Source organism: Actinosynnema sp. CS-041913 (assembly GCF_050942485.1).
GTDB lineage: Bacteria > Actinomycetota > Actinomycetes > Mycobacteriales > Pseudonocardiaceae > Actinosynnema.
Window position 1 is genome coordinate 3,905,395 of sequence record NZ_CP192037.1, and the last position, 20,376, is coordinate 3,925,770.

The window sequence follows — 20,376 nt, forward strand, 5'->3', positions numbered from 1 at the left end:
GGCCTGGCCGCGGACCATGGGTCACCGGGGTCACCAGATCTTGTCGCGCATGACCGCCCACCTCCCTGTCGGCTGCGGTTCGGGCAACGGTCGAGGTCAGGGCTGGGTCACCAGATCTTGTCCCGCACCGCGGTCACCTCCCTGTGGGTCGCGTCACCCCGCTAGCGGCTGACATCCGCGCAGGTCACAATTACTGTGACGGTCCGTCCGGACGCGTTCACAGTCCGGATCAGACGGTCGCGAGGAACCATGGGCAGAGTGCGGTCAGCGTCGTCGAGCGATCGACGCTGGTCACTATGGTCCCTGCCACGGCAGGCCCTGGTGTACGTGCTGTCGGTGGACCTGCTCGCCGTGGTCGCCATCGCCGCGTCCACCGCGTGGCCGGTCCCCGCCGGAGCGTGGGCCACGTTCGCCGTCCTGGCCGGGTGCGCCGCCCTGCACCTGCACTGCTCCCGCTGGATCGAACGGATCCGCCGCGACCACAGCCACCTGCCGCACGTCGACCTGTGCAGCATCTGGATGCTGGCCGGCGCCGTCGTCCTGCCACCGTCGCTCGCGGTGGCCCTGGTCGTGCTGATCTACGCGCACCGCTGGTGGGTGGTGGGCCGCTGGGACGCGTCCCGGCCGCCGCACCGGAACGTCTTCACCACGTCGATGATGGTGCTGGCCACCCTCGCCGCGAACGCCGTGGCAGGTGTCACGGGCCTGCGCGCGCACCTCGGCGAGCAGCGCCCCCAGGGCTGGCTGGACCTGGTCGGCCTGGTCGGCGCGGGCACCGCCCAGTGGCTGGTGAACACCACCCTGGTCGCCGTGGTGATCCTGCTGACCGTCCGGCCCCGCTCGGTCAAGGACGCGATCGGCAGCGCCTCGGACAACCTGCTCGAAGCCGGCCAACTCGCGATGGGCACGTTCGTCGCGCTCGCCGTCGCCTGGTGGCCGGGATTCGCGGTGCCGATGGTCGTCGCGGCGGTCGCCCTGCACCGCACCGTGCTGATCCACCAACTCGAACTGGCCGCCCGCACCGACGCCAAGACCGGCCTGCTCAACGCCGAGGCATGGCACCTCCAGGCGAAACTGGAACTGGACCGGACCCGCCGCCAACCACCGGGCGCGACGGTCGGCTTGTTCATGATCGACGTCGACCACTTCAAGGACATCAACGACACCCACGGCCACCAGACCGGCGACGCCGTGCTGCGCCGCATCGCGGTGGCACTGGGCGGCGTGGTCCGACGCGGCGACGCGGTGGGCCGCTTCGGCGGCGAGGAGTTCGCTGTCCTGCTGCCGTCGGTCGAACGCGAAGAGGCACTGACCATCGCGGAACGGATGCGCAGCCAAGTGCACCACGTAACCGCCGACGACGGCGCCGGCGGCACCGTGGACGGCCTGACCGTCAGCATCGGCATCGCAGTCTGGCCGGACGTGGCCGAGGACACCGTGGAAGGCCTGCTGGCCGCCGCAGACGCAGCCCTCTACGAGGCAAAACGCCTGGGCCGCGACCAGGTCCAGGTAGCCGGCCAACGCCGCCGACTCCGCTGGATGCCCGCCGCAAGATCAGAAACGCCATGAAAAACGCATGAAAAGAAGCTTTTGAAACAAAAAGACGGCAGAAGGGCAACCACGGACTCAACGTGCTCTATAAGCACGCAGGTCTGGGCTCAAGCCGGGAACATTACGCAGATGGACCACATTGCCCAGGACCTATGGGCTGCCGGGGGACGGCTGGAACGCCACCCGCCGCCCGCCGAGCAACCCTCCCGGCTGATCAAGTCGCGGAAACCCTTGCCCGGTAAGTGCAGGCCCGAGACGCGCGGCTTGGCACGCTGGGCGGGTCGCTCTGCGGGCGGCGTGTTCCGCTGACAGCCGTCCCCTAGCAGATTTTAGGGCTTTCGATGATATGGTCATTCTGCTTAGTGTTCCCGGCTTGAGTCCGGACTTGCGTGCTCATGGAGCGCTTTGAGTCCGTGGTTCCTCTTCTGCCGTCAAGCTGCGTAAAGATCCATGCTGATGCCCTTCTCTTCGATGCTGCTTTTGTCCTTTGTCCTCGGGGGCGCAGCGTCGCCGCGTGGCCAGGATGCGGGCGTGTCCGTGGGCTGGGCGGGGGCCGCTGTGTAACAACCTCGGTCACCTGCGGGATGTCGTGTTGGAGGAGTGGGTTGGTGGCGTAGTTTCTGCGCGCGCCACCAACATCCGGGTGGACATGTCGTTGCAAGGGTTGTGAGCCAGTGGACCTCGGTGCCCCGCATGGAATCCGGTTCCGCTTCGAGGCGGGGCTGTTGCGTGCCGTCCTGCTCGACGTGCACCGCAAACCGCAGCTCGTGGTCAGTGAGCACCTCTCCGCTTCGGCTGGTGCGCGGGATCTCGTCGTGGACGAGTCGCGGGACGGTCGGGTCGGCGCGACGTTGCGTCAGCGGTTCGAGTTGGCTGCGCCTGCCGAGTGGCGGCTCACGGTCGGCGTGCAAGCTGCCGAGGCTGACGGAGGTGTCGCGTTCGCCTTGCCTGGCGGGGTGTCGTTGCACGTCAGTGGCTCGTCGCCGTGTTCGGCCGTGGCCGATGGGGTGGCTGTCGCGCTGCCTGCCGGGGAGTCCGAACTCCAGGTCACGGTGACCAGTTCGCCGGTGTTCGACGTGGCCGACACGGTCGTGGTGTGCCGCCCCGACCAGGTCCGGGAGGCCGCTGTCGTGGTGTCCTGCCTGCCCGCCGACCGGTTCACGCCGGTCGTGGCGCTCCAGCCGCCGCCCATGTCGGAGGCCGACTACCTCGCGCGGCACGCCGAGTACACCGCGAGCCGGGCCCTGGACGACCCGGACGAGACGGACCGGCTGCGTGCCGCGTTGACGCCCTACCGGTCGTGGCTGCGGCATCACGAGCTGCTGGCGGACCTGCTGGCGAAGCTGGGTGTCGAACGGGCGGTGTTCCTGTGTGAGCCGGAGCCGGAGCAGCTCAATGCGCTGGACCCCGCCGACGGCGGTGGACGGCTGTTCGACGGCTTGGACGCCGTGCGCCTGTCGCAGAGCCCGAACCTCACGTCGGCCGCGTGGCAGGCGTTGCGGGACGGCGAGCCGGAGACGCTGGACGTTCCGCCGGACACGGACTTCACCGCCGCGTTGTTCACCTCGCTGCGCCTGGGCAAGCCGCTGCGGGTGGTGGAAGGCGCGCCGCCGCCGCCGTTCGCCGAGCACAACCCGGCCGGTGACGAAGCCGTGCTGGTGGAGGACACCGGCACGGCCGACGCGCTGGTCGCGGCGGCCTACGCGCACCACCGGGGCGCCCGACTGGTGATCACCCCACCGCCCGACCTGGCCGACGTGCGGAGGGTCGTGGCCGAGGAGCAGGAACGGGTCACCGCCGCGGCCCGCGCCATCGGCGACGCGGTGAAGGGCATCGGCTTCGTGGAAGCGCTGTGGCGCTACCTGTCCACGGGCGACCACGACCCGTACGCGGCGGTGGAGACCGTGGTGACGGCACAGGTCCCGGTCGACGCGGTGGCGGAGGTGGGTGAGCGGCGGCTGACCGCGTTCACCACCGGCCTGCCGTACTCGTTCGTGCACGCGGGCGAGGCGAACTGGGTCCGCAAGCCCATCGGGCACGTCGTCGCCGACCCGACCCTGCTGGTGCTCACCGAGCTGTACGGAGCCGGCGTGGAACGCCGGCCCGGAGCGTTCAGCCTGGTGTTCGACGGTGGCTCCTACCGGGCGGACATCCCGGAGCCCGCTCACCGGGTCGGCCACTTCACCCACCCGATCGTGCTGTCCGGCGCGGACGCCTCGCCGGAGGCGCTGTGCGACCTGGTCGAGGACCTGCCGGTCGAACTGGTCTTCTTCAACACCCACGGCGACGACGACGGCATCGTGCTGGGCGGCCGGGAACTGCCGGACTGGCTGGTGCCGCACTGGCTGAGCCTGCGCCACCGGCCCATCGTGTTCAACAACTCGTGCCGCTCGTGGACCGGACTGGGACGGGAGTTCGTCCGGGTCGGCGCGCGGGGCTACATCGGCACGCTGTGGTCGATCCCGCCGAACCTGGCGGCCGGTTTCGCGCGCACCGTGGTGCAGCGGCTCACCGCCGAGGAGGCGCCCGCCGCGCACGCCATCGTCAACACCGGCACGCCCGGCGGCATCGAACGGTCCTACCTGTACGTCGGCACGGTCAACGGCCGGCTGGACGAGTGGCGTGACCGGTCCACCACCGACGGCGAGGCGGCGCTGGCCGAGTGCGGGCTGCTGGCGAGCGCCGCACGCGGCTGCGACGAGCCGCTGACCCGGGTGCTGCACCGGGAGATCACCACCCTGCGCACGGCGGCGGAGAAGGCCGACCTCGCCGGCACACCGTCCTATGCGGACGTGCTGCTGACCGAACTGGCGTTATCCCGCGACGACGCCGAGGCGGCCGAGCTGGTGGCCAAGGTGGACACCGCGCTGCCCGCGCTCGACCTGTCCGAGCACGAGATCGGCAGGCGGTGGGCGGCGCGCTACGAGCTGACCGGCCGCCGGCACGAGGAGCGCGGGGAATACACCGCCGCGCTCGCGGACTTCGAACGGTGTGTGGGCTGGGGCGAGGCGTGCGGGAACCGGGCGGACGTGCTGTTGCGCATGGCACGGCTGCTGGTCCGGCGGGAGAGACCCGAGGAGGCGCGGCAGGCCGCGCTGGAGGCCCACGACGTGTTCCGGGCGAACGGTGGTCGGGTGCGGCTGATGGAGGCGATCGGCGTGCTGGGTGAGCTGAGCGGTGACGACCACGCGACCGCGCTGCGGTACGCGGTCGAGGGCCACGACCTCGCCGTGGAGCTGGACGACCGGCCCCGGCAGGCCGCGTTCAAGCTGGCCGAGTGCGGGCGGCAGCGCGCGGCGGGCGACCTGGACGCCGCCGTCGAGGCCGGGCTGCACGCGGTGGAGCTGTTCCGCGCCGAGCACGACGACCGGTCGGAGCTGGCGGCGGTGCGCGAACTCGGGGCGTGCCACCGGGACCTGGGCGAGCTGGAGACCGCGCGGCACTACGCGGCCGTCGCGGTGGCGCTGGCCGAACGGCTGGGCGTGCCCGGAGACCTGGCGTCCTGCCACGACGACCTGGGCCGGATCCTGACCGCGCGCGGCGACCACGGGAAGGCGCTGGAGCACTACCGGCACGCCGTGGAGCTGCTGGTCGCGAAGGGGGAGTGGGAGCAGGGCGCGGCGCTGCTGCCGAACCTCGCGGTGGGCGCGGTGCGGGCCGACGATCCCGAGGCGCTGTGGACGACCGCGCTGTGCGGCGGCCTGATCTGCGAACTCGCGTCCCGGAGCACGTGGGCGTCGGTGGTGCCGCTGGTGGTCGACTCGATGAAGAGAGCCATCGAGACCGGCCCGCTGGAGCTGACCGAGCGCGGCATGACCGACTTCGCGCACGCCGTGACCACCGGCAACCGGGACGACATGCCGTTCCAGGTCGGGGTGCTGGCCGATGTCGTGGTGGTGCTGCTGGCGTGGCTGATGGACCGCGTCGACCACGGCATCGTCGGGTTCGCGAAGGAACTCGACCGCACCACGGGCGGTGTGCTGGAACTCGGCGAGTACATCTCGGTGCCGTTCACCGGCCGCGCCCGCAACCCCGGCCACGGCCGGTCGCGACGCGCCTGACGTCACCGGCCGCGCCCCGCGATCCCGGTCGTGTCGGGCGTGATGTGACGGGCCGTGCCCACACTCCCGCTCGCGGGCCTGACGTCACCGGCCCCGGAGCAGGTCGTCCAGCTCGGGCCGGGACAGGTGCCGCACGCGGTACCGGATGCCGGCGTCGGCCGCGACGCGGGTGTGGATGATGCCCATGTCGTAGTCGGCGGGCAGCGTGAACTCGTACTGCATGGCGTGCATCAGATCCCCCTCCGATAGCCGGCGGCGGTGCGCGGGTACTGCTCCCGGTACGCGGTGAGTTCGCCCCACGGCGTCGTCACGGACTCGGCGGCCAGCAGTCCGTGCACCAGCGCCCGTGCGAAGACGTGCGTGGCCGCTTCGAGCACGGCGCCGACGGGCGCGTCATGGGTGCCCGTCGACGCGGCGAACACCGTGTCGCCGTCCGGCAGCCCGTGCGCCGGGTCCACCGCCAGCGCCAGCCCGTCCTGTCCGGCGTTGGCCAGCGCGAACAGCCGGGGGAGCCGCGCGTTCGTCGCGACCACCCCGATCACCGTGTTGAACGGCTGCCGGAACGGCGGCAGCGGCCTGGTCAGGTCGTCGCCGCCCGGCTCCGGGAACTCGCCGGGCAGCCCCAGCGAGGCCGCGAGCGGCAGGCCGGCGGCCAGGTCGACGGACGGCCCGGCGGCGTTGAGCGCAGCGATCGCCCCGACCACCACGCCGCCGCCCAGGTCGGCGCTCGCCGTGCCGATGCCGCCCTTGAACACCGCGTTGAGCGCGCCGGTGCCCGCGCCGACGTTGCCCTGCGCGACCTCCACCCCGGCCGCACGCACCGCCTCCGCGCCCAGCTCCGGGGCCGGGTAGCGGTCGAACCGGCCGCCCCGACCGAGGTCGAACAAGGCGGCGGCGGGCACCGGCGAGCCCAGCGCACGGGCCGCGCCGTCGGCCGTCGCCAGCCCGTACGCGCTGCCGCCGGTCAGCACGACGCCCTGCACCACGCGCCCGCCGTAACGCGGGTCGAGCGCGGCCGTGTCGCGCGTGGCCGGACCGCCGCCCCGGACGTCCACAGTGGACAGCGTGGCCGGCGGGAACAGCACGGCCGTGGTGCCGGTCAGCGCGCCGTCGCCGATCCGGGTCGCGTGCCCGACCAGCACGCCGGGCACGTCGGTGATCGCGTTGCGCACGGTCCGGATGCTACCGACCGACCAGCCGGGCCCCGATCTCCTTCACCACGGCCGCCAGCAGGTCGATGTCCTCCGTGGTGGTCCGCCAGTTCACGATCGCCGGCCGCAGCGCCACCACGCCCCGGTAGACGGTCGTGCCCGCGTACACCCGGCCGTCCTCGATCAGCTCCTCGCCGAGCCGGCGGTTGAGGTCGTCCAGTTCCTCCTCGGGCACCCCCGGCGGCCGGAAGCGGAAGCAGACGATGAACAGGTTGACCGGCGCGAGCAGCTCCAGCTCGGGGGACCGGTCGACGATCCCTCCCAGGTAGTGGGCCAGGTCCCGGTGCCGCTCCACCATCGCCTGGTGCCCCGCCCGCCCGTACGCGCGCAGCGTCGCCCAGATCGGCAGCGCCCGCGCCCGCCGCGACGACTCCGGACCCAGGTTGTTGTAGTTCACGAACTCGTCGTCCGGCGCGGGCAGGTAGGCGGCGTTCCACGAGCCGAACGCCCGCCCCAGCACGGAGGCGTCGCGCACGAACGCGAACCCGCTTTCGTACGGCACGTTCAGCCACTTGTGGCCATCGGCGGCCAGCGAGTCCGCCCGCTCGATGCCGCGCACCAGGTGCGCGGTCCGCGGCGACAGCGCGGCGAACAACCCGAACGCCCCGTCGACGTGCAGCCACGCCCCGTGCCGCTCGGCGAGATCCGCCATGGCGTCCACCGGGTCGAAGTCGCCGCCGTTCACCTCGCCCGCGTTGGCGATCAGCACCGCCGGCCCGGCCGCCGCCAGCTCCCGGTCCAGCGCCGCCAGGTCCAGCCGCCCCGCGTCGTCGCGCGTCAGCGTCCGCACGCTGTCCCGCCCCAATCCCAGGAGCTGCAACGCTTTGCGGCTGCTGGCGTGCACGTACCCGCTGGAGAACACCGGCATCCGGGGCAGCCCGACCAGGCCCTCCGCCGTCACGTCGACGCCGTGCCGCGCGGCCCACCAGTGCCGCGCGCACGCCAACCCGGTGAGGTTCGCGAACGTCGCGCTCGGCGTGAGCACACCGCCGTAGGACGGCGGCAGCCCGAACATCTCCTTCAGCCACCGCAACACGACCGTCTCGGCCTGCGTCGCGAACGGTGACGTCAGCCACAGCCCGCTCGCCTGGTCCAGCAGCGACGTGATCCAGTCGCCCGCCTGCGCGGCCGGCGTCGAACCGCCCACCACGAAGTGGAAGAACCGCGGCCCCGACGAGTGCGTGGCCGCCCTGGTCCCGATCCGCAGCAGGTCCGCGACCGCCGCGATGGTCCCGTCGCCGTCCTCCGGCAGCGGACCGTCCAGTTCCTTCACCAGGTGCGCGTGCGTCAGGTCCCGCACCGGCAGGTGCGGCAACGCGTCCAGGTACGGGCCGGCCGCCCGTGCCACCATCCCCAGCGCCTCGGCGGCGTCGTCACGTGAGATCAACGGGTCACCCATTGTGGCAGAGTAGATCGCGATGACACGACGTGGGCGTTTTCGTGGCAGGGCGGTGGACGCCGACGTTTCGGCGTTCCTCGGGATCCGTTACGCGGAGCCGCCGTTCGGCCTCCGGCGGTTCCGGGCGCCCGTGCGGACCGACTTCGCGGGCGACTGCCTGGAGTTCGGGCCGATTTCACCGCAGTCCGCCCGACTGCCCGGCGCGCCGGTGTGGCGTCCCGGCGACGAGGACGTGCTCAGCCTCAACGTCTGGGCTCCGTCCAGTGCGGACGGCAACCCCGTGCTGTTCTTCCTGCACGGCGGCGCGTACACCTTCGGCTCGTCCGCCCAGCCGGACTACGACGGCACGGTGCTGGCCCGCAGCGGCCTCGTCGTGGTCACGTGCAACTACCGGGTGGGCTTCGACGGCTTCGGACACGTCGAAGGGCACCCGGACAACCGGGGGTTCCTCGACCAGCTCGCCGCCCTGCACTGGGTGCGCGACGAGATCGCGGCGTTCGGCGGCGACCCGGAGAACATCACCGTCGCGGGCCAGTCGGCGGGCGCGGGCTCGGCGTTGTTCGTCGCCGACGCCGCGCCGGACCTGGTGCGCCGGGTGATCGCGCACAGCGTCCCGAACCGCTGCTACACCAAGGGGTTCGCCCGCCGGGTCGCGGAGTGGATCGACACCACGAGTCCCGAGACGACGGTCGCCTCGGTGGACGCCCTGGCCGAGGCGCAGCGTTCCGGGCCGTTGAGCTACAACCCGGTGCTGTTCGGCCCGGTCGCCGACCGGCTGCCCGCGCTCGGCGTGGACGCCTTGCTGTGCCACACCACCGCCGAGTACGGGCTGTTCGAACGGGTCGGCGCGCTCGCCCCGGTGCGCACCGACGCGGAGTACGCGCGCTTCGGCCGTGACACCGGGCTGCCGCAGCACGTCCTGGCCGGCTACCGCGAGCTGTTCCCGACCGTCGCCGACGCCTACGTGGCGGTGTTCGGCGACTACGTGTTCGCCGAACCCACCACCCGGCTGGCCGAGCGGCACGGCGCACCGCTGGGCCGGTTCACCCGGCCACCCGCCTGGCACACGGCGGACCTCCCGTTCTCGTTCGGCAACCTGGCCGGCGCGGACTTCTTCCTCGGCGGACCGGCGGGTGAGGCCGAACACGCGTTGTCCCGCCGCATGGTCCGGGCGTGGACCGACTTCGCCCGCACCGGCTCGCCGGGGTGGACCGGCGTGCGCCACTGGGGCGACGAGGTCGACGTGTCGGCCACCCGGGCGCTGTGGCAGGGCGTCGACCTCGACGTCCCCGTCGACTACCCGGTCACCGGAACCGGCGTTCGCCCGCCTCGCCCGGCACCGTGAGCACATGCTCCGCCGGGGGGCCTCGGCACGTCCCGCAAGGCGTGCGGCCGGCCGGTTCAGCGCGCGGTTGACGGCCGGTCGCACCCGGCCGTCCGCCGGCTGGTCGGCGGACAGGCGGGCCGACTGCGGACCGTGCGAAGTCCGGACGTGCCTGGCGCGGCCGGGGTCAGCGCGGGTCGTCGCGCTCCCGGCGCACGGTCACCTTGCGGCCCTTGATGGACGCGCCGCGCAAGGCCGCGATCACCTGCTGCGCCGACCCCTCCGGCACCTCCACCAGCGAGAACCGGTCGGCGATCTCGATCGCCCCGATCTCCCGGCCGTTCAGCCGGGCCTCGCCCGCGATCGCGCCGACCAGGTCCTGCGGCCGGATGCCGGCACTGCGGCCCGCGCCCACGAACAGCCGGGTCATGCCCGCGGTCGGGCGGCGTGGCTTGCGTTCCCGGCGTGGCTCGCCGCCGGCCCGGCGGTCGCCGCGCGGCACGACGTCGGGGATCTCCTCCTCGTCGGCCGCCGCCCCGGAGGCCTCGTGCGCGAGCTTGACCGCCGCCAGCGCCACCTCCATCACGTCGAACTCGTCGGCCAGCGTCTCGACCACGACCCGGAAGCCCTCCAGGTCGTCCTCCAGCAGGCTCTCGTGCAGCGCCGCGCGGGTCAGCTCCAGCCGCCGGGCCCGCAGGTCCGCGATGGTGGGCACCTTCTCCATCTGGATGCGCTGCTTGGTGACCCGTTCGATGGTCTTGAGCATCCCGTGCTCGCGCGGCTCGGCCAGCGTGATCGCCACGCCCTCCCGGCCCGCGCGCCCGACCCGGCCGATGCGGTGCACGTAGGACTCCGGCGCGGACGGCACGTTGTAGTTCACGACGTGCGTCAACTGCTCCACGTCCAGGCCACGCGCGGCCACGTCGGTGGCGACCAGCAGGTCGGCGGTGCCGTTGCGCAGCCGCGCCATGACCCGGTCGCGCTGCTCCTGGCTGATGCCGCCGTGCAGCGACTCGGCGCGGTAGCCGCGCCCGTTGAGCGTCTCGGTGAGCTGGTCGACCTCGTCCCGGGTGCGGCAGAACACGATCGCCGCGGTCGGGGCCTCGACGTCGAGCACCCGGCCGAGCGCGGCCGGCTTGTGCGCGCGGGGCACCACGTAGGCGCTCTGCCGCACGCGCGGCGCCTCGCCGGGCTCGGTCTGCTCGCGGCCGATGGTGATCCGCACCGGGTCGGTGAGGTGCTGGCGGGCCAGCCGGTCGATGCGCGGCGGCATGGTCGCGGAGAACAGCACGGTCTGCCGCTGCGCGGGCGCTTCGGCCAGGATCGCGTCCAGGTCCTCGGCGAAGCCCATGTCCAGCATCTCGTCGGCCTCGTCCAGCACGACGACTTCGAGCTGCTCCAGCTTCAGCGTGCCCCGGTTGAGGTGGTCGACCGCGCGGCCGGGCGTGGCGACGATGACGTCCACGCCCTGCTCCAGCACGCGGAGCTGCCGCCCGATCGGCTGGCCGCCGTAGATCGGCAGGACCCGCGCGCCGAGTTCCCGCCCGTACCGGTGCACGGCCTCCGACACCTGCACGGCGAGTTCCCGGGTGGGCACCAGCACCAGCGCGAACGGCTCCCGCGCGACCCGGCCGCCGTTGGCCATCCGCTCCAGCACGGGCAGCGCGAACGCCGCCGTCTTGCCGGTGCCGGTGGCGGCCTGGCCCAGCAGGTCGCGGCCGTCGGCGAGCGGTGGGATGGCCTCCCGCTGGATGGGGGTGGGTTCTTCGTAGCCGAGTCCGGAGAGCGCCCGCAGCAGCTCGGGGCGCAGCCCGAGGTCGGCGAAGCTGGTCCTGTCGTCGTCGGGAGCGTCGGCGGTCATGGTGTCAAGTCTCGCTGATCGCCCCGGAACCGCTCGGCGAGGGGTCCGCCCGCGCCCGCGCGTCGGTGCCGCACCTCCCCGTCGGCGGGGCGGTTCGACCGCGGTGCGGTGTGCCGTGGCGACCGATTCGACCACGCCGCAGATCGGCGGGCAACCGGTGGCGGACTTTCCCGCGGCGGCCGGCTCAACTTCGTGTGCGCTGCCAGTAAATCGCCGGTGAACGATCGGCGACGAGGGTCCGGCAACTCTCCGGAATGAACCTGAAAGAATATCGCGTTGAGTTGCTGAAAGGGTGCGCCACAATTTCCCGCGCGCCCTGGGGGCCGCCTGCCGGAACGGATCGTGTCGGGCCGTCGAACGTCGGATTTACCCGAGGGGAACACTGCGGTCCCGTGCTATACCCCACCTATACCTCGGGGCCACCCGAGACGCCGCCGGCGGTCCGTGGCGGACTCGCGAAGGTGATACCGAGCGTGACGCCCTGATGGGCCGGGACACGTCCGGCGGAGTCTCGGACGATCACCGCCGAACGCGTCGGAGAGGTCTCCGAGTAGCCCGGATGCCCCCGGAACGCCTCTTCCGGGCTATTCTGGAACTCACTCGGAACGGAATTGTCCGCGTCACCCGAAGTGGTCGGCGGAGAGTCGCCGTCCGTGGTGACGGCCGCCGTCTCACCCAAGTCGACCGGGCGCGGGACCAGCACTCGGAGGCTCGCGCTGCACCGTTCAGCCGCATACCGCGAGGGTGCGTCCCGAGTGGTCCAAATGATATTTCCCCCCATCGGGTCGGCGTGGGCAACATGTCAACGCTTTAGCCGGGGGATTTCGGTGTCGAACGCCCCCGGCGGAGCGTGCTCCGCATCGTCTCAGTGGCTGGGGGTCATGACCATGCAGGTGCAGATTCTCGGTGCTGTCGCGCTCGCACATGAGGATCGCCGGATGGGTGTCGCGGCTCGGCAGGTGCGCACCCTCCTCGCGTTGCTGGCGCTTTCACCGAGCGCCCCGGTTCCGTTCGACCAGTTGGTCGAGGAATTGTGGGCGGGTAAACAGATGGGAAACGCGCGCAACGCCCTGCAGGCGAATGTGGTGCGGTTGCGGAAACTGCTGGAGCAGTTCACCGACCGGCCCGGCGACGAGCTGGTGCGCACGGTGAGCAGCGGCTACCTGCTGGACGTGTCCGCCGACGCGATCGACGCGCACCTGTTCCGCGATCTCGCCGACCGGGGCTCCGACCGCGTGCACACCCGGCCCGCCGAGGCCATCGACCTGCTGGAGCGGGCGCTGCGGCTGTGGCGCGGGCCGGCGCTGTTCGACGTGAGCGACGGCCTGCGGTTCCGCATCGAGGCGGCCCGGCTGGACGAGCGCCGGCTCAGCGCCCGCGAGGACCTGATCGCCGCGAAGCTCGCCAACGGCGAGGACCGGGGCGTGGTGTCCGAGCTGAAGCAGCTCGCCGCCGAGTACCCGGAGCGGGAGCGGTTCAGCGAGCAGCTCATGGTCGCGCTCTACCGCAACGGCAGGCAGACCGAGGCGCTGGACGTCTTCCACCACACGCGCAGGCGCCTGGCCAGCGAGCTGGGGTTGGAGCCCGGTCGCGCGATGCGACGGCTCTACCAGGCGATCCTCGTCCACGACCAGGTTCTGCTGTAGGAGGGGAAACGAAGTGCTGGAGTTCCGGGTCCTGGGGCCGGTCGAAGTCCACCACGACGGCGTGGAGGTGCCGCTGGACGGCTCGAAGCCGCGCACCGTCCTGACCGCGCTGCTGCTGGCCGACAACGGCGCGGTGTCCGACGCCCAGATGAGCGACTTCCTCTGGGGTCAACACCCGCCCGCGACGTACAACGCGCAGATCTACACCTACGTCTCGCGGCTGCGGAAAACCCTGCGCCGGGAAGTCGGCATCACCCGCCGGTCGCGCGGTTACGAATTGCGCCCCACCGCCTGCTCGTTCGACCTGAAGGAATTCGAGGAACAGGCCGCGCAGGGCCAGGCCGCGCTCGCCGCGAACCGGTACGAGGACGCCGCGCGGCTGCTCCGCTCGGCCTTGCGGCTGTGGCGCGGACCGGCGCTCACCGGCGTTTCCGAGCACCTCGCCGACGCCGAGGCGCCGCGCCTGGAGGAGGCCCGGATCGCCGCGCTGGAGAGCCGCATCGAAGCCGACCTGGCGTTGGGCAGGCACGCCCAACTGCTGCCCGAGCTGACCAGGCTGGTGCACCAGCACCCGTTGCAGGAACGGTTCCGCGCCCAGCTCATGACCACCTTCTACCGCTGCGACCGGCAGGCCGACGCGCTCGTGCTGTACGAGGAGGGCCGTCGGATGCTGGCCGACGAGCTGGGCATCGACCCCGGCTCGCTGCTGCGCGAGGTGCACCTGGCGATCCTCACCGCCGACCCCGTGCTGCAAGGGCCCCGGCGGGTTGCCGTATAGGTCGTCGCATAGGCCGGATATAGCCGCGGAAAGCACGCTGGGAAACGAAGCGGAATCCCGTGTGCTTGGAGGCCCAAGGTGACCAGTTCGGTGAGCATCGACGCGGACGGCAAGGCGAAGATCAAGGACATCGTGTCGGAAATCCTCGAAATCGACCCCGAGGAGATGACCGACACCAGCCTGTTCAAGGAGGACCACGACGCCGACTCGCTGGGCGCGATCGAGATCCTCTCCGCGCTGGAGCGCACGTTCGGCGTCGAGATCGACCAGGCCGAGCTGACCCGCATGGTCAACCTCGAAGGCGTCATCGCGGTCGTCGCCGAAGCCCAGGCCGCCAAGTAACCCGGCCGCTGCCGACACCGGGCACTGGGAGGACACGATGCGCGACGCAGGGCGACCGCCGCGCCGGGTGGTGATCACGGGTCTCGGCGTGGTCACCAGCATCGGCATCGGCGTCAACGAGTTCCTGGCGGGGCTGCGCGAGGGCCGCAGCGGCGTCAAGCCGATCACCTCGTTCGACACCACGGGCTTCAGCCACGCCAACGGCTGCGAGGTCACCGACTTCGACCCCGCGGCGTGGCTGGAGCGGGTGGACCCCGCCGAGATCGGCCGGGCCAGCCAGTTCTCCGCCGCCGCGGCCCGGATGGCGGTCGCCGACGCGGCGATGGGCCTGGCCGAGCTGCGCGGCAAGCGCTCCCTGGTGTCGGTGGGCACCACCGACGCCGAGTCGCGCGACCTGGACAACCTGATCGCCGACCAGCTCCGGGACGGTCCCGGGTCGCTGGACCCGGTGGTGGCCCGCCGCTCCACGGCCGGCCGCCTGTCGTCCAGCGTGGTGCGCGAACTGGAGCTGACCGACGTGGAGGCGGTCACCATCCCGACCGCGTGCGCGGCGGGCAACTACGCCATCGGCTACGGCTTCGACGCCATCCGCGAGGGCGAGGTGGAGATCGCGCTGTGCGGCGGCGCGGACGCGGTGTGCCGCAAGACGTTCACCGGTTTCTACCGGCTCGGCACCATCGCGCCGGAGGTGTGCCAGCCGTTCGAGAGGGACCGCAAGGGCATCCTCACCGGCGAGGGCGCGGGCATCCTGGTGATGGAGTCGCTGGAGTCGGCGCTGGCGCGCGGCGCGCGGATCTACGCCGAGGTGCTGGGCTACGGCCTGAACTGCGACGCCAACCACCCGGTGGCACCGGACCGCGACTCGCTGGCCCGGTGCATCGAGCTGGCGCACCGCAACGCGGGCGTGAAACCGGCGGACGTCGACTTCATCTCCGCGCACGGCACCGGCACGAAGGCCAACGACGTCACCGAGTCCGGCGCGATCCGGCAGGTGTTCGACACCCCGCCGCCGGTGGTGTCCATCAAATCGATGCTCGGCCACTCGATGGGCGCGGCGAGCGCGCTGGCGTCGGCGGCGTGCGCGCTGGCCATCCAGGAGGGCTTCATCCCGCCCACCATCAACCACCACGTGACCGACCCGGAGTGCGGCGTGGACTGCGTGCCGAACGAGGCGCGGACGGCGCGGCTCGACGTCGTGCAGAACAACGCGCTGGCGTTCGCGGGCAACAACGCGGTGCTGATCCTGGGCCGGTACCGGGACGCGGTGTGATGGCGGACCGGCCCCCGAAACGAGCACTGCTGCTGCACGGCCTGGCGGGCAAGGCGGCGGTGTGGGATCCGGTCGCCGCCGCGCTGCCCGACCGGTTCTCCTGCACCACACCGGAACTGCCGTGGCACGGCATGGCCGACCCGGCGTGGGCGCACCGCCCCGACCCCGGCCGGTTCCTCGTGGACAGCGTGTGGTCGGGGCACGACGTGGTGGTCGCGCACTCGATGTCGGCCAACCTGCTGGTCGAGGCCTACGCCGACCGCCGGGTCCGGCCACGCCCCACCGTGCTGGTGTGCCCGTTCTACCGGCCGGAGCCGGCCGACTTCGACTGGCCCACGATCTCCTACTACCTCAACGACTTCCACCGCACGTTCAGCGAGGCCCTGCGGGTCGGCGACACGGCCCGCTTCCCGGAGGCCCGGCGCGAGTGGCTGGCCAGGTCCCTGCGCGACCAGGTCGGCCCCTACGGCTGGACGCGGTGGTTCGAGACCTACCTGCGCACCCCGTTCCTGGACCTCGGCGCGGTCGACGCCCCGGTGCTCGTGGTGAGCGGCGTGAACGACGTCGCGGCCCGCCCCGACGACGGCCGCGCCCTGGCGAAAGCCCTGCCGCGCGGCCGGTACGAGCTGCTGGACGACTGCGGCCACTTCCCGATGATCGAACAGCCCGACCGGCTCGCGGCCCTGGTCCGCGACTTCTTCGACGAGCACCTGGAGTTGACGTGACTACGACCACCGTCTCGCTGCGGCCCCGTTACGAGGGCTCGAACATCTGCACCTGGATCGGCTTCAAGCACGTCAACTACATGGTGGAAGAGGCCGTGCTGGACCACCTGCGGCAGAGCGGGTTCCCGGCCGGGCAGCTCTACGAGCGGCACGGGCTGTGCACGGACATCACCGACCTGGACACCAAGATCCTCACCGCGTTCCACATCGACGACCTCGCGCAGGCCACCGTCAAGCGGGTCGACGGCGAGGGGCCGCTGAAGCTCGTCGTGGAGCTGACCGTGGAGCGGGACGGCAAGACGGTGAAGGCGGTCAAGTCGAAGGTCTCCGTGTCGTTCCGGCTGGACCCGCACGGGTTCGACGCCGTGCCGCCGCCGGCCGCGTTGGAGCCGCACGTCGTGACGCACATCGGCGGGGCGGCGGAGCCGGTCGTGGTCGGCGACGCGGACCCGTTGGACCTGCTCACCGCCGGGCGCAACGCGTTCGCGTGGGCGTGGCGGATGCCGTACTTCTACTGCCACTTCACCGAGCGCGTCCAGATGTCGGGCTACCTGCGGCAACTGGAGGAGATCCTGGACCTCTTCGTGGCGGACCGGGGCGTGTCCATCAAGAAGCTGCTGGACGAGCAGAACTGGATCCCGGTCGTGCCGCACTCGCGGATCACGTTCACCGACGAGGCCCGGATGGAGGAGACGCTCTACACGGTGTTCACCGTGGAGGAGGTCTTCAAGCGGTTCACCTTCACCGCGCGCATGGACTGCTACGTGCTGCGCGAAGGCAAGCTCGTGCAGACCGCGACCGGCAGGATCACCCACGGCTGGGCCGTCATCGAGAACCGCAAGGACTGGAGCCTGGTCAACTTCGACGACCGGCTCACCGACGCCATCACCGGCAAGGCGGGGTCGCTGGCCGGCCGTGGTGTGTCGTGACAGCGGCCACCGAGCCTGTTCCGTCCACAGTGGACACGCTGGTCATCTCGGCGTGGTCCGCGGTCTCGCCGTTCGGGGTGGGCGCTTCGGCGTTCACCGACGGTGTGCGGGCGGGCGTCTCGGCGCTCGCCCCGTCCGACGGGCCGTTCCCGACGGCCGCCCTGGTGCCGGACTTCAGCGCGAAAGAGGCGCTGGGGCGCAAGGGCACCCGGACCATGGACCGGGTGACGGCGCTCGCCGTCAGCACGGTCGGCAAGCTGCTGGAGGCCTGCGGACCGGAGCTGCTGGAGCAGCCCGAACGGGTCGGCGTCGTGCTGGGCACCGGCTCCGGCAGCGTCCAGTCGATCATGGACTTCACCCGCGACGCGCTCACCGGCGAGAAGCCCTACCACGTCGACCCGGCGTTGTTCCCCAACACGGTGATGAACCGCGCCGCCGGGCAGAGCGCGATCTGGCACAAGATCAAGGGGCCCAACACGACCATCGCGGGCGGCGCGCTGACCGGCCTGCTGGCGCTGAGCTACGCCTCCCGGCTGTTGCGCGGCGGGCACTGCGACCGCGTGCTGGTCGGCGCCGCCGAGGAGTACTCGACGCAGCGGGCGTGGCTGGAGTGGCGGGGCAGCGAGGGTTCGGCCGCGCCGCTCGGCGAAGGCGGGGCGGTGTTCCTGCTGGAGGCCGAGTCCGCCGCGACGCGCGCCGGCCGCACGGTGCTGGCCCGTCCGGTGACGACCCGGTTCCGGGGGTTCTTCGAGACCGGCGGCGCGGCCCGCGCGCTGACCGACTGCGTCCGCTCGGCGTTGGCGCAGGCCAGGGTCGACCGGGACGAGGTCGTGTTCGTCTCGACCGACGGCGCCGAGGAAGCCGCGATCGTGGACGCGCTGGGCCGCACGCCGGAGTGGGTGCGGTGCGCGCCCCTGGTCGGCGACACCTCCGCCGCGGCGGCGAGTTTCCAGCTCGCGGCGGCGGTCGCGACGGGCCGGTCCGGGCACGCCCTGGTCACCGGTGTGGAGCGGGACGGCACCGTCGGCTGCACCGTGCTGGAACTGCCATGACCACGCCGATCCGCGCGGAGGTCCACGTCGACCCGGCGGACCCCGTGTTCGCCGGGCACTACCCCGGATTCCCCATCCTGCCGGGCCTCTTCGTGGTGGAGCACGTGCGGGCGGCGCTGCGCGGGCAACTGCCCGACCTGCGCGTGACGGCACTGGACCGGGCCAAGTTCCTGCGCCCGGTGTTCCCCGGCGACGACCTCGCCATCGAGACCTCGTTGACGCACGAGGACGACCAGGTGCGCTGCGTCGCGAAGGTGTCCACCGCGTCGGGTCCGGTCGCGGAGTTCAAGCTCCGGCTCGGAGGTGTCACGTGATCGGCCTGACGGAGATCCGGCGCATCATCCCGCACCGCCACCCGGTGTTGCTGGTGGATCGGGTGTCCGAAGTGGACCCTGGTCGCAGCATCACCACGCTCAAGGCCGTGAGCGGCCGGGAGCCGTGCTACGCCGGCGGTGCGGACGACGCCTACCCGATCGGCCTGCTGCTGGAGTCCTGGGCGCAGTCCGCGGTGCTGCTGACCCGCTGGGCGAACCCGAACCCGGATGTGCTGGCGGACAAGGTGGAGCTGATCAGCGGCATCCGCGACGTCGTGCTGCACGCCGAGGTGTTCCCCGGCGACGTGGTGGAGCACCACGTGGAGCTGGTGCGCGAGGTCGAGGATGCGGCGATCCTCGCGGGCCACAGCCTGGTCGCGGGCCGCAAGGTGCTGGAGATCGGTTCGTTCACGATGGCGCGGCGCGGTGTCGACGTGCTGCGTCCGGAGGGAGTGGCATGAGGCGCGTCGCTTTGGTGACCGGAGGGTCGCGCGGCATCGGGCACCAGGTGGTGACCCGGCTGGCGCGGGACGGGTACGACGTGGCGTTCTGCTACCAGGCCAACCAGGACGCGGCCGACATCGTGGCGAAGGAGGCCGCCGAGGCGGGCGCCGCCGTGTTCACCGCGCGGGTGGACGTGGCGGAGAAGCGCGCGGTGGACCGGTTCGTCAAGGACGCCGAAGCCGAGCTGGGGCCGTTGCACGCGGTGGTGTCCTGCGCGGGGATCGTCCGGGACAACCCGTTGGTGCTGCTGAAGGAGGACGACTGGCAGCGGGTGCTGCGGGTCAACCTCGACGGCACGTACCACCTGTGCAAGGCCGCCGCGTTCGCGATGATGAAGCGCAAGGCGGGCGCGCTGGTCACCCTGTCGTCGGTGGCCGGCGTGTACGGGAACGCCGCGCAGACCAACTACTCCGCGTCCAAGGCCGGGATCATCGGGTTCAGCAAGGCGCTGTCCAAAGAGGTCGGGAAGTACGGCATCCGGGTCAACGCGGTCGCGCCGGGCTTCATCGCGACGGACATGGTGGCGGGGCTCGGCGACGACTTCGCGGCCAGGATGACGGACCGGATCCCGTTGGGCCGCTTCGGAAAGCCGGAGGAGGTCGCCGACCTGGTGGCGTTCCTGGTGTCCGACCGGGCGTCCTACATCACCGGGCAGGTCTTCGGCGTCGACGGCGGCCTGGTGATCTGATGAGCAAGCACCCGAAGTTCTACTTCTCGTTGCGCAGCCCGTATTCCTGGCTCGCGTTCCACGACCTGCTGCGGGACGCGCCGGAGGTCGCCGACGCGATCGAGTGGGCACCGTTCTGGGAACCCGACGAACGCAACGACCAGGCCCTGCGCGAACGCGGGGAGCAGTTCCCGTACGTGGCGATGTCCCGCGCCAAGCACCTGTACATCCTCCAGGACGTGGCCCGGCTCGCCGCCGTGCGCGGCCTGTCCGTGAAGTGGCCGGTCGACCGCGCGCCGGTGTGGGAGATCCCGCACCTGGGCTACCTGGTGGCACTGCGCGAAGGCCTGGGCCGCGAGTACATCGCCGAGGTGTGCGCCGCCCGCTGGCAACACGGCCTGGACATCTGCGATCGGGCCACTGTCGCGGACATCGCGTCCCGGCTGGGCCTGGACGCCGCCGAGGTGTCGAACGCCTGTGACGACGAGGATTTGCGGGCGCGGGGAGTCGACCTGTTGATGGACGTGTGCCGCGACGGCGTCTTCGGCGTGCCGTTCTTCGTGCACAGGTTCACCCGCTTCTGGGGCGTGGACCGCCTACCTGACTTCATCACCCACGTCCGCTCGAAACTGGCCCCGGCCGGTGCGCTGCCCGTGGGCGAGGCGCAGGGCTCGTCCTCGGACGCCGGGCACGCGGGCGGCTGCGGCTGAGCCGGAAACCAGGACTCGCCGAGCGCGCTCCA

At 72.0% G+C, this 20,376-nt stretch carries 18 protein-coding genes; 14 read left to right on the forward strand and 4 right to left on the reverse strand.

The window, feature by feature from the left end; translation table 11 throughout:
• The first annotated feature begins 321 nt into the window (after positions 1-321).
• A complete protein-coding gene (locus ACQPZF_RS18630) occupies positions 322-1,569 on the forward strand; it encodes a diguanylate cyclase (RefSeq protein WP_433273281.1) in 1,248 nt (415 codons plus the stop codon).
• 656 nt (positions 1,570-2,225) lie between these two features.
• Positions 2,226-5,612 carry a tetratricopeptide repeat protein gene (locus tag ACQPZF_RS18635; RefSeq protein ID WP_433273283.1) on the forward strand — a complete coding sequence of 1,129 codons (3,387 nt, stop codon included), beginning with the start codon at positions 2,226-2,228 and terminating at the stop codon, positions 5,610-5,612.
• A gap of 84 nt (positions 5,613-5,696) precedes the next feature.
• Here the strand turns inward: ACQPZF_RS18635 and ACQPZF_RS18640 are convergent, their stop codons facing one another.
• The 3 genes from ACQPZF_RS18640 to ACQPZF_RS18650 are packed head-to-tail and all read right to left on the reverse strand — an operon-like array spanning position 5,697 to position 8,222.
• A complete protein-coding gene (locus ACQPZF_RS18640) occupies positions 5,697-5,843 on the reverse strand; it encodes a DUF4865 family protein (protein ID WP_433273284.1) in 147 nt (48 codons plus the stop codon).
• A complete protein-coding gene (locus ACQPZF_RS18645; RefSeq protein WP_433273286.1) occupies positions 5,843-6,784 on the reverse strand; it encodes a P1 family peptidase in 942 nt (313 codons plus the stop codon). The genes ACQPZF_RS18640 and ACQPZF_RS18645 overlap by 1 nt, the downstream gene beginning before the upstream one ends.
• A gap of 10 nt (positions 6,785-6,794) precedes the next feature.
• Positions 6,795-8,222 carry a pyridoxal phosphate-dependent decarboxylase family protein gene (locus ACQPZF_RS18650; protein WP_433273288.1) on the reverse strand — a complete coding sequence of 476 codons (1,428 nt, stop codon included), beginning with the start codon at positions 8,220-8,222 and terminating at the stop codon, positions 6,795-6,797.
• 19 nt (positions 8,223-8,241) lie between these two features.
• Here ACQPZF_RS18650 and ACQPZF_RS18655 point away from each other — a divergent pair, with 19 nt between their 5' ends.
• The gene (locus tag ACQPZF_RS18655; RefSeq protein ID WP_433273290.1) at positions 8,242-9,567 is read left to right on the forward strand and encodes a carboxylesterase family protein; all 1,326 of its coding nucleotides are present in this window, start codon (positions 8,242-8,244) and stop codon (positions 9,565-9,567) included.
• A 166-nt stretch (positions 9,568-9,733) separates the two neighbouring features.
• Here ACQPZF_RS18655 and ACQPZF_RS18660 read toward each other — a convergent pair whose 3' ends face one another.
• Positions 9,734-11,407 (reverse strand): DEAD/DEAH box helicase, encoded by a 1,674-nt coding sequence (locus ACQPZF_RS18660; RefSeq protein WP_433273292.1) that lies wholly within the window; start codon positions 11,405-11,407, stop codon positions 9,734-9,736.
• A 938-nt stretch (positions 11,408-12,345) separates the two neighbouring features.
• Between ACQPZF_RS18660 and ACQPZF_RS18665 the strand changes: the two genes are divergently transcribed.
• The 11 genes from ACQPZF_RS18665 (at position 12,346) to ACQPZF_RS18715 (ending at position 20,344) form a co-directional block, all read left to right on the forward strand.
• Entirely contained in the window at positions 12,346-13,053 is a 708-nt protein-coding gene (locus ACQPZF_RS18665) for an AfsR/SARP family transcriptional regulator (RefSeq protein WP_433273294.1), read from the forward strand.
• Positions 13,054-13,066: 13 nt separating this feature from the next.
• Complete coding sequence (locus ACQPZF_RS18670) at positions 13,067-13,831, forward strand: AfsR/SARP family transcriptional regulator (RefSeq protein ID WP_433273296.1); 765 nt, start codon at positions 13,067-13,069, stop codon at positions 13,829-13,831.
• Positions 13,832-13,909: 78 nt separating this feature from the next.
• Positions 13,910-14,173, forward strand: coding sequence for an acyl carrier protein (locus ACQPZF_RS18675; RefSeq protein WP_433273298.1), 264 nt, complete (start codon positions 13,910-13,912; stop codon positions 14,171-14,173).
• A gap of 37 nt (positions 14,174-14,210) precedes the next feature.
• Complete coding sequence (locus ACQPZF_RS18680; RefSeq protein ID WP_433273300.1) at positions 14,211-15,443, forward strand: beta-ketoacyl-[acyl-carrier-protein] synthase family protein; 1,233 nt, start codon at positions 14,211-14,213, stop codon at positions 15,441-15,443.
• Positions 15,443-16,168: an alpha/beta fold hydrolase gene (locus tag ACQPZF_RS18685; protein WP_433273302.1), complete on the forward strand. Its 726-nt coding sequence runs from the start codon at positions 15,443-15,445 to the stop codon at positions 16,166-16,168. Before ACQPZF_RS18680 ends, ACQPZF_RS18685 begins: the two co-directional genes overlap by 1 nt.
• On the forward strand, positions 16,165-17,097 hold the full coding sequence (locus ACQPZF_RS18690) for a thioesterase family protein (protein ID WP_433273304.1): 933 nt from the start codon (positions 16,165-16,167) through the stop codon (positions 17,095-17,097). Before ACQPZF_RS18685 ends, ACQPZF_RS18690 begins: the two co-directional genes overlap by 4 nt.
• Complete coding sequence (locus ACQPZF_RS18695; RefSeq protein WP_433273306.1) at positions 17,094-18,149, forward strand: beta-ketoacyl synthase N-terminal-like domain-containing protein; 1,056 nt, start codon at positions 17,094-17,096, stop codon at positions 18,147-18,149. The genes ACQPZF_RS18690 and ACQPZF_RS18695 overlap by 4 nt, the downstream gene beginning before the upstream one ends.
• Positions 18,146-18,463: a hypothetical protein gene (locus tag ACQPZF_RS18700; protein ID WP_433273308.1), complete on the forward strand. Its 318-nt coding sequence runs from the start codon at positions 18,146-18,148 to the stop codon at positions 18,461-18,463. The genes ACQPZF_RS18695 and ACQPZF_RS18700 overlap by 4 nt, the downstream gene beginning before the upstream one ends.
• On the forward strand, positions 18,460-18,924 hold the full coding sequence (locus ACQPZF_RS18705) for a 3-hydroxyacyl-ACP dehydratase FabZ family protein (protein ID WP_433273310.1): 465 nt from the start codon (positions 18,460-18,462) through the stop codon (positions 18,922-18,924). The genes ACQPZF_RS18700 and ACQPZF_RS18705 overlap by 4 nt, the downstream gene beginning before the upstream one ends.
• The gene (fabG, locus tag ACQPZF_RS18710; RefSeq protein WP_433273311.1) at positions 18,921-19,655 is read left to right on the forward strand and encodes a 3-oxoacyl-ACP reductase FabG; all 735 of its coding nucleotides are present in this window, start codon (positions 18,921-18,923) and stop codon (positions 19,653-19,655) included. The genes ACQPZF_RS18705 and fabG overlap by 4 nt, the downstream gene beginning before the upstream one ends.
• On the forward strand, positions 19,655-20,344 hold the full coding sequence (locus ACQPZF_RS18715; protein ID WP_433273313.1) for a 2-hydroxychromene-2-carboxylate isomerase: 690 nt from the start codon (positions 19,655-19,657) through the stop codon (positions 20,342-20,344). Before fabG ends, ACQPZF_RS18715 begins: the two co-directional genes overlap by 1 nt.
• The last annotated feature ends 32 nt before the right edge of the window (positions 20,345-20,376 follow it).

What these genes read in the sequence shown, in the direction of transcription:
- ACQPZF_RS18650 (WP_433273288.1), bottom strand. Translation starts at nt 8,222, where the DNA reads ATGGGTGACCCGTTGATCTCACGTGACGACGCCGCCGAGGCGCTGGGG.
- ACQPZF_RS18660 (WP_433273292.1), bottom strand. Translation starts at nt 11,407, where the DNA reads ATGACCGCCGACGCTCCCGACGACGACAGGACCAGCTTCGCCGACCTC.
- ACQPZF_RS18715 (WP_433273313.1), top strand. Translation starts at nt 19,655, where the DNA reads ATGAGCAAGCACCCGAAGTTCTACTTCTCGTTGCGCAGCCCGTATTCC.
- ACQPZF_RS18680 (WP_433273300.1), top strand. Translation starts at nt 14,211, where the DNA reads ATGCGCGACGCAGGGCGACCGCCGCGCCGGGTGGTGATCACGGGTCTC.
- ACQPZF_RS18700 (WP_433273308.1), top strand. Translation starts at nt 18,146, where the DNA reads ATGACCACGCCGATCCGCGCGGAGGTCCACGTCGACCCGGCGGACCCC.
- ACQPZF_RS18655 (WP_433273290.1), top strand. Translation starts at nt 8,242, where the DNA reads ATGACACGACGTGGGCGTTTTCGTGGCAGGGCGGTGGACGCCGACGTT.
- ACQPZF_RS18640 (WP_433273284.1), bottom strand. Translation starts at nt 5,843, where the DNA reads ATGCACGCCATGCAGTACGAGTTCACGCTGCCCGCCGACTACGACATG.
- fabG (WP_433273311.1), top strand. Translation starts at nt 18,921, where the DNA reads ATGAGGCGCGTCGCTTTGGTGACCGGAGGGTCGCGCGGCATCGGGCAC.
- ACQPZF_RS18665 (WP_433273294.1), top strand. Translation starts at nt 12,346, where the DNA reads ATGGGTGTCGCGGCTCGGCAGGTGCGCACCCTCCTCGCGTTGCTGGCG.
- ACQPZF_RS18685 (WP_433273302.1), top strand. Translation starts at nt 15,443, where the DNA reads ATGGCGGACCGGCCCCCGAAACGAGCACTGCTGCTGCACGGCCTGGCG.